At 58.6% G+C, this 12,081-nt stretch carries 13 protein-coding genes and 2 pseudogenes; 6 read left to right on the top strand and 9 right to left on the bottom strand.

Annotation, left to right across the window (positions count from 1 at the left end):
• Positions 1-183: 183 nt before the first annotated feature.
• Positions 184-414, bottom strand: a pseudogene (locus M3436_15845) (MoaD/ThiS family protein).
• Between the two features lie 129 nt (positions 415-543).
• Here M3436_15845 and moaC point away from each other — a divergent pair.
• Entirely contained in the window at positions 544-1,017 is a 474-nt protein-coding gene (moaC, locus tag M3436_15840; GenBank protein MDQ3565523.1) for a cyclic pyranopterin monophosphate synthase MoaC, read from the top strand.
• Between the two features lie 13 nt (positions 1,018-1,030).
• Here the strand turns inward: moaC and M3436_15835 are convergent, their stop codons facing one another.
• The 6 genes from M3436_15835 to M3436_15810 form a co-directional block, all read right to left on the bottom strand.
• Positions 1,031-2,110, bottom strand: coding sequence for an XrtA-associated ATPase (locus tag M3436_15835; protein MDQ3565522.1), 1,080 nt, complete (start codon positions 2,108-2,110; stop codon positions 1,031-1,033).
• Between the two features lie 31 nt (positions 2,111-2,141).
• Positions 2,142-2,882, bottom strand: coding sequence for an S-methyl-5'-thioinosine phosphorylase (locus M3436_15830; protein ID MDQ3565521.1), 741 nt, complete (start codon positions 2,880-2,882; stop codon positions 2,142-2,144).
• Positions 2,879-3,430, bottom strand: coding sequence for a hypoxanthine-guanine phosphoribosyltransferase (locus M3436_15825; GenBank protein ID MDQ3565520.1), 552 nt, complete (start codon positions 3,428-3,430; stop codon positions 2,879-2,881). The genes M3436_15830 and M3436_15825 overlap by 4 nt, the downstream gene beginning before the upstream one ends.
• Positions 3,431-3,451: 21 nt before the next feature.
• Entirely contained in the window at positions 3,452-4,345 is an 894-nt protein-coding gene (locus tag M3436_15820; protein MDQ3565519.1) for an ATP-binding protein, read from the bottom strand.
• A 73-nt stretch (positions 4,346-4,418) separates the two neighbouring features.
• Positions 4,419-6,413 carry a class I adenylate cyclase gene (locus tag M3436_15815; GenBank protein ID MDQ3565518.1) on the bottom strand — a complete coding sequence of 665 codons (1,995 nt, stop codon included), beginning with the start codon at positions 6,411-6,413 and terminating at the stop codon, positions 4,419-4,421.
• Positions 6,414-6,530: 117 nt separating this feature from the next.
• Positions 6,531-7,076: a Slp family lipoprotein gene (locus M3436_15810; protein MDQ3565517.1), complete on the bottom strand. Its 546-nt coding sequence runs from the start codon at positions 7,074-7,076 to the stop codon at positions 6,531-6,533.
• 110 nt (positions 7,077-7,186) lie between these two features.
• Here M3436_15810 and M3436_15805 point away from each other — a divergent pair, with 110 nt between their 5' ends.
• From M3436_15805 to M3436_15785, 5 genes and pseudogenes are all read left to right on the top strand, one after another.
• Positions 7,187-7,354, top strand: coding sequence for a rubredoxin (locus tag M3436_15805; protein ID MDQ3565516.1), 168 nt, complete (start codon positions 7,187-7,189; stop codon positions 7,352-7,354).
• A 4-nt stretch (positions 7,355-7,358) separates the two neighbouring features.
• A pseudogene (locus M3436_15800) lies at positions 7,359-8,515 on the top strand (FAD-dependent oxidoreductase).
• Between the two features lie 364 nt (positions 8,516-8,879).
• Positions 8,880-9,695, top strand: coding sequence for a tRNA (guanosine(46)-N7)-methyltransferase TrmB (gene trmB, locus M3436_15795; protein MDQ3565515.1), 816 nt, complete (start codon positions 8,880-8,882; stop codon positions 9,693-9,695).
• Between the two features lie 160 nt (positions 9,696-9,855).
• Positions 9,856-10,515, top strand: a complete 660-nt coding sequence (locus M3436_15790; GenBank protein ID MDQ3565514.1) for an RHS domain-containing protein — start codon at positions 9,856-9,858, stop codon at positions 10,513-10,515.
• A 230-nt stretch (positions 10,516-10,745) separates the two neighbouring features.
• On the top strand, positions 10,746-11,084 hold the full coding sequence (locus M3436_15785) for a hypothetical protein (GenBank protein ID MDQ3565513.1): 339 nt from the start codon (positions 10,746-10,748) through the stop codon (positions 11,082-11,084).
• A gap of 182 nt (positions 11,085-11,266) precedes the next feature.
• On the opposite strand, the gene M3436_15780 is transcribed toward M3436_15785, so the two are convergent.
• Together M3436_15780 and M3436_15775 are read right to left on the bottom strand one after the other, a co-directional pair.
• Positions 11,267-11,488 (bottom strand): type II toxin-antitoxin system HicA family toxin, encoded by a 222-nt coding sequence (locus M3436_15780; protein ID MDQ3565512.1) that lies wholly within the window; start codon positions 11,486-11,488, stop codon positions 11,267-11,269.
• Positions 11,481-11,702 (bottom strand): type II toxin-antitoxin system HicB family antitoxin, encoded by a 222-nt coding sequence (locus M3436_15775; protein MDQ3565511.1) that lies wholly within the window; start codon positions 11,700-11,702, stop codon positions 11,481-11,483. Before M3436_15775 ends, M3436_15780 begins: the two co-directional genes overlap by 8 nt.
• Positions 11,703-12,081 lie beyond the last annotated feature (379 nt).

Below are 12,081 nucleotides of genomic sequence, written 5' to 3'. Positions count from 1 at the left end.
GTCGTGGTCGGTGCCCGCGCCTCCCTTTCGGGTGAAGCGCGCGCCCAGCGCGGCGATCTCGAGGGATACACGCCGAACGCCATCTCGCTCACGGAACCACCGAGCGCACCGATCGCCGTGACTATTGACCGCATCGTGCCTTAAAAAGCATCTCCTGACTTCTGTGACAACCGGGCGCGGACAGCCGCCCGTGATCGGCGGGAAAAACGCCACTTCGTCTCCGTCATGGACCGGCGCCGCGAGAGTCGCATAGTCCTGGTTAACGGCGATTAGAATACTCGCGGGTAGTGGCAAACCGTGGCTCACGCGCATCCAGACATCTTGGACCGTCATGCCCGGCGCGGCCTGCACGCGATCTTCGCTGCGCCCGAGGCGTTCCCTCAGGCTCGCGAAGAATTTGACTGTGATCGGCACCTTTGTTCTCCTTCTTGCCACAGGCATCACGTTGCTCGAATCCCATGATATCCAACCACAGGCTCGTGATGACGGCTTCCTCAACGGCCGCCGTAACAGTATAGTACGGACAACCCTTGACTAAGCACCATGTCGAAACTCTCGCATTTTAATCGCCACGGGGAAGCCCGGATGGTGGACATCGCGGCTAAAACAGTGACCCACCGGATCGCCATCGCCGAAGGGACCCTCGCGATGAATCGGGAAACGCTGACGATGGTTCAGCAAGGTCTCCACAAGAAAGGGGACGTCCTCGGCATCGCAAGAATCGCCGGGATCATGGCGGCTAAAAAAACCGCGGATCTGATCCCGCTGTGCCACCCGCTTCCTCTGACACACATCGAAATCAGTTTTTTCCTCGATGCCAAGGCAGGCGCGGCGAGGTGCGAGGCGAAGGTAGAAACGAGCGCCCGGACCGGCGTTGAGATGGAGGCGTTGACTGCTGTTCAGGTGGCGTTGCTGACCGTCTATGACATGTGCAAATCCGTGGACCGCGGCATGACCATCTCGGGCGTACGCTTACTTGAAAAATTGGGCGGCAAGTCGGGACACTGGCGCCGCTAACTTGCCAACGTAGTTATTCTTTTTCTGCGCCCGTCTGAACCTTTTGCAAGCGCGTTTCCATGGGGACGGGATCGGTTTTCAAACGGCTCGTTTGGGTGTCCACTATGGCTTTTCGTAGCATGCTCAATTCTCGCTTGACCATGCTCCCAAGGGTTTGCAGCGACGTTTCCAGCACCGCGATCCGGCCCTCTTCACTCGCGTTGCCTAGGTCCGATCGAAGAGGTAACATCCCAGCATCTGCCGTAACTTCACGCGCGGATTGATCATCCGCTGTCATGAGGAGATCTTCTTGGCTGAGATCATCGGTCACCGCCTTTAGTACTTCGGCATTAATGAGATGCTTTTCTTCCAGGCAACCGAACAAGAGGATCCGATCGCAGAGCATATTGATCTTGCGCGGCACGCCTTGGGTGATGCGGTGTATCAGCGGAAACGCGTCTTGCACGAAAACCGGGTCTTGATTCCACCCGACCAAACGCAGTCTGTGCTCGATGTAGGCCTGCGTCTCCTCGGTATCCAAGGGTTTTAGATGATACGCGGCGATCACCCGTTGCCGGAGCTGCACGAAACTGGGAGACCGTAGCAACAACCTAAATTCCTTTTGACCGAGGAGAAAGGTCTGCACCAAGGGCCGGCCGTTATGTTGGAAGTTGGACAGCATGCGCAGCTCTTCAACCGAGCGCGGCGGCAGATTCTGTGCCTCATCGACCAAAAGCAATACCCGTTTCCCCTGCTGTGCGCAATCCCGGAAGAACTCTTCCAAGCTTTTCAATAGCACCGCCTTGGACTCGGACTTGTAAGCCAGGCCGAATTCGGCGGCGGCGACGCGTAATAGATCCTCGGCTTCGACCTGCGTGGAAACGATCCTCCCGATGACAATTTGGTAGCCCTGGAGCATCGCTTCCAGTGCCCCCACCAATGTGGTCTTACCGGTACCGACATCGCCGGTAATGACAATGAAGCCATCGCCCTGTTTAACCCCGTATAAGAGGTAGGACAGCGCACGTTTATGACTGTGGCTGCTAAAAAACATCTTGGGATTAGGACTTAACCCAAACGGTTTGCCCGTGAGCTTGTAAAATGATTTGTACATATCGGTTTCTAAAGATTGAGTTTCGATCCCTCTAAACCATGGGAACCACATGTTCCAGAAGGCGCTGCACTTGCATTATCCCGACTTTGAGGTTTGCCTCAATGACTTTCATCGACAGCGGCTCCCGGCCTCGGCCCGCGGCCCGGTTCGCGACGACAGCACAGGTTGCATAGCAAAGCTCAAGCTCGCGCGCCAACGCGGCTTCGGGCATCCCGGTCATGCCGACCATGTCACAGCCGTCGCGCTCTATGCGGTCGATCTCGGCGGCGGTCTCTAGCCGCGGCCCTTGCGTGGCCCCATAGGTTCCGCTGGCCCGTGCCTCTATCCCGGCCTGCCCCGCAGCGCGAATCAATGCTTGGCGCAACTTCTCACAGTAGGGATGGGTAAAATCGATATGTGTTACCTGGTCAATGCCGTCTTCAAAAAAAGTGTTTGCGCGCGACCAGGTGTAATCGATGATTTGGTCGGGAAACGCGATTCGGCTTGGGATCAATTCGGAAGTTATACCACCGACCGCCGCAATGCTGATGAGCTTTTCTATACCGATGTCTTTCAAGGCCCAAAGATTGGCGCGGTAGTTGACGCGGTGCGGCGGGATCGCGTGAGAAACGCCGTGGCGCACCATAAACACGATCTCCTTACCGCATAACAGGCCGTGAACGAGCGGGCTCGAGGGCTCGCCGTACGGGGTTTGCTTTACCTCCCGGCGTAGGATTTCCAACCCGTTCAGGCTACGCAGGCCGGAACCGCCGATGATTGCCAGGCGGCTCATGCGCTCACCGCGAAGATGCCGGGCGCGTTGCGCAGGTAGTTTTTATAGTCCATGCCGTAGCCGAAGAGATAACGCTCATCCGTCTCCAATCCGACAAAGTTCGGGCTCGGCATGCCGGCGCAACGCTGCAAACGCTTGGCGATTAGAACCGCCGTTAAGGCTTCCGCCGCGCCGTCCCGTTTGCAAGCTTTGAGGATCGCGGACAACGTGAATCCCTCATCCAAGACATCATCGACCACCACCACGACGCGGCCGCTAAGCAGGCAATGGGGGCGCCGCAGCCACTCGATTTCACCGCCCGAGGTTTGCCCCTGGTAGCGAGATACGTGCAGGTAATCCAACTCCAAGGAAAAGCGCAATCGAGGTAACAACAGCCCCGTCGGCACGACGCCTCCGGTCATCACACATAGCAGCAACGGGTCTTTTTCCGCAAGCGCCGCGTTCATTTCCGCGGCCATTCGATCGACGGCGGCATCCACGTCCTCGGGTGAGAAAAGCCGCTCGGCGTGCGCGACGACTTTGCGTATTTCGTCCCGGCTCGTGCTCATAACTTGATGCCCGGCGTCGCTTTAGTCCTTTCGTTCAAGACCACACCGTCCGGCCCAGTCGCGGGCGAATTGATAACCGGCGCGCCCGCTCCTCGAACCGCGCAGCAGGGCCCACCGCAAGGCCTCCGGCCGAACCAGCTCGTGATCCGTGACCTCGGCTCCGAAGCGCGCCAGCCAATAGAACACGATTTTAAGGTATTCCTCTTGCTGAAAAGGATGGAACGCCAACCATAATCCGAATCGTTCCGAGAGCGCTATTTTTTCCTCTACCCCTTCCGTCTGATGGATCTCGCCCGCGACGTTACGGGCACTCAGATTCTCATCCAAGTATTCCGGCATTAAGTGCCGGCGATTGGAGGTGGCATAAATTAACGCATTGTCCGGAACACTACTCATCGATCCATCAATAGCTATTTTAAGGATTTTATAGGCCGAGTCGTTGGCTTCGAAGGAGAGGTCGTCGCAATATAAGATAAACCTCTCCGGACGATTGAAGATCCGGTCATAGATCCGCGGTAAATCGCCGAGGTCCTGCTTGCCAATCTCGATTAATCGCAGCCCCTTGGACTCGAAAGCATTAAACACCGCTTTAATCAGCGACGACTTGCCGGTGCCGCGCGGACCCCAAAGCAAGGTGTGATTCGCCGGGAGGCGATCCATAAATTGCCGTGTGTTGCGTTCGATCTCGGTCTTCTGCCGATCGATGCATTGCAGATCATCAAGCCGCACCGAGGAGGCATAACGAACGGCGCTCACAATGCCCCAAGCGCCGAGCTTCCGCCAATGAAACGCCGTGGCGTGATCCCACGCCGTCTCCTCGGGATCGGCCGGGATGAGCTTTTCGAGCCGCGCGAGGATGCGTTCAGCGCGCCCAAGGACGTTCTCGAAGTCTGGCTGTGGCGAGGATGAGTGCATCGAATGAATGACCCGCTCCGCACGCGGTAGTTTGGATGTATCGGCAGGTTGTTTTTTTTACGCGGGACGTATCCTAACAGACCGCCCGGAGCGCGGAAACCACATCCAGGCGGCCGCGGTCCGATGCAAACGATACGTTGTCGATGAATCTTTCCATCGCGCCGGCGGCGGCATTCTCACCCGGATTCGAAACCAGGCAAACCTTGATTTTGGGCCAGCTCGCGTCACCGGACGCTGAACACGCACGCAAATATTCACGCAGACTATCGAACAGCGCCTTGCCTTGGCGCTGCTCGTCTACATAATGGTGGCAGTACAACTCACCCCAACTCGTAGTGAATACGAGATCGACGGATTCCGGGCCGTGGATTTTGAGCCGCTCTAAATCGCCCGGTATTTCATGTGCCAACGCCCGCCCCGGTTCAAGAAAAAAAACAGCGCGCGTCACGCGCGGGTTTGCGCGCGCGTCGCCTTCCTCTTCGCCATGACAATCAGTGATCGAAAAATACTTGCCGAGGATTTGTCGAATGGCGTCTACGCGCTGCAACGCGGATTGCGGGTCCGGCGCGACCACGGAGATCTCGGTCTCCCCATCGATAATGCCGTTAAAGTGGCTCCAGGCGAGTATCTCCACTAACCCGAAAGTTGTTTTGATGGGTGTAGCGTCACCGCTCGCGGCCGGCGCACCTCGGAGCAGCGCCCATTCGGGCGTATTCCCGCCCGGACGCGCATGCAAGCAGATGTGCCGTGCGCGCAGGTCGGCGCCGGTACCGCGATTGAAGATATCGAGCTTGTTCGCCGTCCGATCATAGGCCCCATGAAAGCGTTTGCTCAACACCGCTAGGTCACGCCGCGCGATACCAGCGCCTCCGGCATAAGGCCGCGCGAATTCCGCTAAGACGGTAAAGCTCGTTGCAAGCGCCTTGAACAACTCGCGCCGCTCGCCGTATATCGTGTCGAGGGACATGTTATCCCGGTCGCAAAGCCGGCTCACCTGGTCTGCGTCCCACCCCCATGCGCTGAAGAGGGTCTCGAGACAGCGGCGGCGCCAGCCGCCGCCATTCCGTGGGCTCCATGCATCCCCTACTTTCAAGCACAGACAACGGCGCGCAACCTCCAACCGCTGCCAGTCCTGCCGCTCAATCAAATACGCCTCCACGCGCCGGTACATAAAAAGATAAGGGTCCAAGGTGTCCAGATCGACCATCCCGGCGCAAACGGCCCGTTTGTATCGCAGGCTCAGCAAATCATAGGATGGATAACTGCCCACGTAAGCCTCGAGCAGCAATAGCTTGAGGATGGACTTGTGAGGCGAGGTTAGGCTCTTGTACAACTGCCATAGCGTCGCGCCCGAAAATTCCGCGGCGGGAATTTGCGCAACGCTTCCGAAATCCACGTATTGGCCGCGGCGTTCCGGCGATTGCAGGTATATTCTTTCGATGCAGCGCGCATAATCGCCTTGCTCATCGAGCGGCGTCAGCCACCAAACGGGCGGTAATCCGGCCGCGATGACGGCCGAGCGGTAAAATTCATCCAGTAGCAAAAAGCGTTGCGTGCTGCCGCTGCTGTCCGTGGAAAGCTGCGGACGCTCACCGCCGCGGAACCGCTCGGGGGAAAAAACAAAGAAGTGAGCGTCGAGACCGAGTTTTTTGGCCCACCGCGAGACGGACCCGGCTTTCCGGCGCAGTTGCTCCACGCGCGGCTCATCGAGATCGGGAGCATGGCAGATCCAGATATCAAAATCACTGTGCATGGAATGGGCAATCGTACCCGTGCTTCCCAATAGGTAGATTCCGACAATGTCGAGGGATCCCATGAACACCGGGCGGATGTGATCCGCGCCGGTCATTTGCTCCGCGACGTCGAGATCGATCCAGGTGGGAGAATATTCCCGGATACCCGCGGGCGTCTGCGTGCTCACAAACCCGGGCAATGCCGAATCATTGAGGTGAAACAACACCGGGAGGGTGTCCACGAAGCGGCTCTGCTCTGGCGACAACAGCTCCCGAATACGCAGTAAGCGGGCGCGGTTAATTGCAAGGAAGCGCCCCTCGACCGATAAATCCACGGCGGGCTGGGGTGGATGGGACCTGCTGGGCATGGCAATACATAGCGGCACGCTCCCCGAAACGTTCATCGCTCGCCCGGCTAAGCGTGGCGGCGTACCCGAGCCCGCCGCCGCGGGTCACCACCCGTGATGGATCCCGAAGTGGAAGCGATGCCAGTACGGATAATAGGGATAGTAAGGGTAATAGAATGGATCGTATCGATAAGGCCGGTTACGCCAATACTCCCTGTAGTCCGGCCACAGGTACAGCTTTTGTGCGCGGACCATCGGGTAGGTGTACGGACGTTCGCCGATAGCGCGGTTCACGGGAGGCTCCAACACGCCGTAGACCGTAAGCTGGCGCCCGGCGCGGTATACCGCCGGATCGAGAAAACTCCCCGCGCTTGCCAGGAATCGCCCATACGATAGGTCTGTCCGCCGCGGACGGCCCTCCTCATCCAATTCCTGATTCAGGATCTCGATCCAGGTATCATTGGATTTATTCTCGACGGCGACAATCGTTCCGCCCCATCGAATAGGCTTGCCCGCGTAGGGCTTGGGATTGGCCTGCACCTCGACGGCGCTCAAGGGCGGGAACGCCGGCTCGCGGATCTCGAGCGGAACACTGCTCTGACACGCGCTCAGCAGCGGCGTAAGTAGAGCATAAAGAGGTATCGTTCGCATGGGCAGCACCTACAAGTAAAGGAGGCTAACCGATTTTTCGACTGCCTTGGTAGAATTTAGTTCGACACGGCGAACATGCTTCCGAACAATATCGAACACCGGGACCGTCAATGAAAAAATGGCAGTGCATTGTTTGTGGTTTTATCTACGATGAGGCCAATGGTCTGCCCGAGGGCGGCATCGCGCCCGGCACGCGCTGGAAGGACATACCCGATACCTGGGTTTGCCCGGATTGCGGCGCCGCCAAATCGGATTTTGAAATGGTAGAAGCCGCCTGAGGGTATGCCACCGCTCGTGATCATGGGAACCGGTCTCGGCGGCTATTCGCTCGCCCGTGAGGTCCGCAAGCTGGATCCGGATCGAGCACTCGTCCTCATCAGCGCCGATGACGGCCGGTATTATTCCAAACCATGTTATCGAACGCCTACACCAGCGGTAAAACCCCCGAAGCTATCGCCAACGCCGGCGCGGCGGCGATGGCCAAGCAATTGAACGCGGAAGTGCGCCCATGGACGACTGTAACAGCGGTCGATCCGGCTGCCCACACTGTCAGCACCGGCGGTCAAGCTCTTGAATACCAAAAGCTCGTTTTCGCCCTAGGCGCCGATCCGATTCGGCTCGCCGTCCCGGGAACCGCCCAAGGCCGAATCATGTCCGTCAACGATCTCATCGATTACACCAAGTTTCGTACTGCCGTTCAAGGCGTGCGGCGGGTTGCGATCATGGGCGCGGGACTGATCGGGTGTGAATTTGCCAATGATCTGCACCGTGGCGGAATCACGGTCGAGGTGATCGATCCCGCGCCCTATCCATTAAGCCGGTTTCTACCCGAAGCCGCGGGCCGGACGCTACAAAAAGCGCTTACGGATGCCTTGGGCGTTGCTTGGCATCTGGGTCAGGTCGTCAGCTCGGTTGATTACGCCGCGGGAAATCTCGCGGTGACGCTATCCGATCATCGGGTCCTCAGTGTCGATGCGGTTTTGTCATCGGTCGGCTTGCGGCCGCGTACTGGCCTGGCCGAACGCGCTGGGATCGCGGTCAAGCGAGGCATCGTCATCGATCGCTACCTGGCCACCAACGCCCCGGACGTTTACGCCCTCGGTGATTGCGCCGAAGTCGAGGGACTAGTCCTACCCTTCGTGATGCCCATCATGCATGCCGCGCGCGCATTGGCCAAGACGCTCTGCGGTGAACCCGCACGGCTCACCTATCCGGCAATGCCAATTGTCGTTAAAACCACGGCCTATCCGGTGGTGGTCGCGCCCCCGGCCGCGGAAGTAGACGGCGCCTGGCAGGTTGACGATCTGGGAAGCGGTCTGCGCGCCCTATTTCATGGACCGGATAAATCCTTGGCCGGCTTTGCCCTCACCGGAACCGCCGTCTCCGAGAAAAATAGCTTGGCCAAGGAACTGCCGCCTTTGCTTGACGAAATCCCCTAATCTTCTACTTCTCGATTTCCTCGCGCCGCGCGCAGATTATGCGGGAGCGGGATGGGTACCGATGAGGCGTTTGAGGCTGGTTTGGCGGATGGCGGACAGGGCGGCGGTGACAAACGGTCGGTAACGCGCTATGAATTGTGTCATGGCGTCCTCCTCGAAGCGCGGGTTGGTTGGCACCACCTACGTACACCGGGAAGCGACGCCGTTTCAACTTGGGTTGCGGGCGTAAGCCCGCGCTAGGAGCTTATGAATAAATCTACTGCGCAGCCCGCCCGCTTCGTTGCGCGGTGCTCGGAATCCTCATGTATTTCCACATACACTGCGGTTGCTCGCCTCGTCCTTGAGGTTCGCCCCTTCGGGGCAGATGCGCCGTTTCGCTCCCGGCGAAACGGTCCTGTGCGCCGTGCGCCTCGCGGGCGGGCTTGCTCGCTACGATTTCTTCACAAGCTCTGAGGCCGCGACGATGGCCGAAGTTATCGATCCCGCCGCCGCGCCCTCGGTCCCCCCGCCCCGCCGTTCAATCCGCAGCTATGTGCGCCGTGAAGGGCGCATCACCGAGGCGCAACAGCAGGCTCTGGCCGTGTGGTCCGAGCGCTTCTGCATCGGGCCTGGCGCGGAACCGCTCGATTTTAGCGCCATCTTCGGCCGCGACGCCGAACGCTATCTGGAAATCGGCTGCGGCGCGGGCGAAGTCTTGATCGCATTGGCGAGCGAGCATCCGGAGAATGACTACCTCGGCGTCGAGGTTTACCGCCCGGGGCTCGGGCGGCTGTTGCGCGGGCTTGCTGAACGCAAGCTGGCGAACGTACGCATTCTGTGCGGGGATGCGGCCAGCGTCATTGAATATCAGGTAAGCGATCAAAGCCTCGCCGGTGTGTATGTATTCTTTCCCGATCCCTGGCCGAAGAAGCGCCATCATAAACGCCGTCTGATGGATCCGGAATTCGTGGCCATGCTGCGCCGGAAGCTCTGCTCGCACGCGCGCGTTTTCCTGGCGACCGACTGGGAAGATTATGCGCGGCATATCGTCCAGGTCATGGACGAAGACGGCGGATTCGTGAACCTCGCCGGCCGGGCCGTCTACGCGCCACGTCCGCGCTGGCGGCCGCTCACGCGGTACGAGCAGCGCGCGCACGCGCGCGGCCATCGCATCCGGGAACTCCTATACGCGCTTGCCTGAGCCGCCGCTTGCCCGGCAAGGCCCACCTCCGACTGGCGGCTCTCAAGTGATCCCTTCATCGTGCCGATGACTCGCCCGCACCGGTCCCGATGGCTTCCTGCGCCGTCGATGCGGCCGGTGATGTCAATCCTGTCAAGCATAAAATCGTAAGGAGACGCCGATGCCTCACGGAATGATGCGTTCTATAACCGCCCTCCTCCTCGTACTCTTGACCCTGGAAACTCAGGGGGTCGAGCGAGTCGTCCACTACCACAACGATGCCTTGGGCTCGCCCATCGTCGCGACCGATGAGCAAGGCCGCGTCGTGTGGCGCAAGTCGCATACGCCTTACGGGCAGCCTATCGGCCCAGCCGCCCCGAACGAGCCCGGCTACACCGGCAAGTTCGAGGAGCCCGATCTCGGGATCCAGAACTTCGGCGCCCGCTGGTACGACCCCCGGATTGGGCGCTTCCTTGCCATCGATCCCGCCGGGTTCGACCCCCAGAACCCCCAGAGCTTCAACCGCTACGCCTACGCGAATAACAACCCCTACAAATACGTTGACCCGGACGGGCGGGCGGCCGAAACCGCACTCGATGTCATCAGCCTCGGCCTAAGCGCTAATGCTTTCGGCAACGATCCCTCATTCGCTAACGGACTCGGCCTCGCCTATGACGCCTTGGCGACCGCCGTGCCGATCTTGCCCGCGGGCTTTGGTCTCATCAATAATGCAGGGAAGATACCTGACAAGCTTTACCCATTACACTGGCGCGGATCCTTCGAAGATAGCTGTGGAAGGGTTAAAGCCGGGCGGATCAGGAAACGTTTTTACGACCCCTGATGGAAATCTGAGTCCACTGCAAGCCCAAGTTGACCTTGCATTACCACCTAATCGTGGCTTACCAAGTCACTTATTGGAGATTGATGTCGGTACACTGCGGCAAATGAGGATCGACATCCCTGAAGGTTCACAGGTTGGAAGAAGCTTTAATATTCCTGGCGGTGGTACAGAGGTGGTATTCCCGCACGCTGTCCCGCCAGACGCAATTGAAATAGTGCGATAGGTACCTAATGTCCAAAGAAAGCATACTACTAGATTTCGAAAGCGACCTGGAGGACCCCGGTTCTCTGAAGTCCGGAGAGTATCTTGGGGCCCATGTTCTCGCTCACGCGCGGTCGGCTGCGGCAAAAGAGAAAGATACTCTCGTAGAAGTACTACGGGACTGGTTATTGATCACGAATGAGCCTCGAACGATGCTCGCCGTAAGAGTCGCAAAGGAGTTGCGCTTAAGAGAACTCACTCCCCATCTAGAAAATTTGAGAAACCGGATAGAGACAGGTGAGGCTTTCTTTCCCTTCTACCTCCAGTGGGTGGACGAGGCGCTGAGAGTGTTAAGGAATCCCGCCTAAAAGCCACGAACCGGACAGGACAGTCAGGGTAGCGTTGCACGCAGATGGCAGTCCACTTTCTTGTTTCGTGCGCACGGGAATTAGGGGACAGACCACGATATATTTGTTTAGGCGTCGCAGCAGGTACGCTATTGGCATCGATATATCGTGGTCTGTCCCCCTCATTCGTGTTGGGCGCCACCTCATGACTCGAACTCGTTGCGCGGTACGCCGGACCGACGAATGATGGACTGAAGCGTGCCTATGCGGAGCTCGGGATGATTTGGCACCGGCACCGTTATCGTTGTGCCCGGCAGCTTTCTCTGCATCACGATGTGGCTACCCCGCTGACGCACTTCCACGAATTCATGCCGGTTGAGAATAGCGCATACCTCTTTCCCGGAAAGAGTTCTCAATTTACCCAACGGCAACGGGCACCCGCGTTACGTACACTTCCTCGTGGAAACGTTGCTTGATCTCGTCAGGCGAAGCGGATTCAAAGAATAGCTCAAGAGCCTCTCGAAGGTTGTCGCGCGCCTCTTCAATAGTCCCACCCTGGCTCGCAATATCCAGCTCAGGGCAGAGCGAAACATAGCCATCTCCCTCACGCTCAATGATAGCTGTAAGTTGCTTTTGCATAAAATCTACTCCATCTACGAATCCAGTACGAATATAGCCCCCAACAAGATATAGAAGGCCGATCCGGCGACGACAGCTAACATTACCATGTTGGCCTCAACGGCGTTTTATGCCAACCAGGCGACCAGGGACACATCAACGGCGACCAGTGCGCCGAAGACAATCTTGAGCCAGCCAAGAGTTTCTTTGATGCGTTCTGCCTGTGGCATGGGCTCATTCTAGCCGGAAGTGCGTTTCATGCCCAACGCGATCTAAAATGTCACTGTCGCGGAGGCCTGCGTGAACTTCAGCAGCCATCTGCCCGATCCCTTGGTCGAAGACCTCGACGCCTTCGCTCAAACGCGGCAGACGAGCCGCAGCGGCGTGATCCGGGAAGCGG

Source organism: Pseudomonadota bacterium (assembly GCA_030859565.1).
Classification (GTDB): domain Bacteria; phylum Pseudomonadota; class Gammaproteobacteria; order JACCXJ01; family JACCXJ01; genus USCg-Taylor.
The sequence above is the reverse complement of the archived record's forward strand: the minus strand, read 5'-3'. Positions and strand labels throughout refer to the sequence as shown.

Excerpts from the sequence above, each read along its gene's own strand:
- moaC (MDQ3565523.1), top strand. The coding sequence starts at position 544 with ATGTCGAAACTCTCGCATTTTAATCGCCACGGGGAAGCCCGGATGGTG.
- M3436_15835 (MDQ3565522.1), bottom strand. The coding sequence starts at position 2,110 with ATGTACAAATCATTTTACAAGCTCACGGGCAAACCGTTTGGGTTAAGT.
- M3436_15830 (MDQ3565521.1), bottom strand. The coding sequence starts at position 2,882 with ATGAGCCGCCTGGCAATCATCGGCGGTTCCGGCCTGCGTAGCCTGAAC.
- M3436_15825 (MDQ3565520.1), bottom strand. The coding sequence starts at position 3,430 with ATGAGCACGAGCCGGGACGAAATACGCAAAGTCGTCGCGCACGCCGAG.
- M3436_15820 (MDQ3565519.1), bottom strand. The coding sequence starts at position 4,345 with ATGCACTCATCCTCGCCACAGCCAGACTTCGAGAACGTCCTTGGGCGC.
- M3436_15810 (MDQ3565517.1), bottom strand. The coding sequence starts at position 7,076 with ATGCGAACGATACCTCTTTATGCTCTACTTACGCCGCTGCTGAGCGCG.
- M3436_15805 (MDQ3565516.1), top strand. The coding sequence starts at position 7,187 with ATGAAAAAATGGCAGTGCATTGTTTGTGGTTTTATCTACGATGAGGCC.
- trmB (MDQ3565515.1), top strand. The coding sequence starts at position 8,880 with ATGCGCCGTTTCGCTCCCGGCGAAACGGTCCTGTGCGCCGTGCGCCTC.
- M3436_15790 (MDQ3565514.1), top strand. The coding sequence starts at position 9,856 with ATGCCTCACGGAATGATGCGTTCTATAACCGCCCTCCTCCTCGTACTC.
- M3436_15785 (MDQ3565513.1), top strand. The coding sequence starts at position 10,746 with ATGTCCAAAGAAAGCATACTACTAGATTTCGAAAGCGACCTGGAGGAC.
- M3436_15775 (MDQ3565511.1), bottom strand. The coding sequence starts at position 11,702 with ATGCAAAAGCAACTTACAGCTATCATTGAGCGTGAGGGAGATGGCTAT.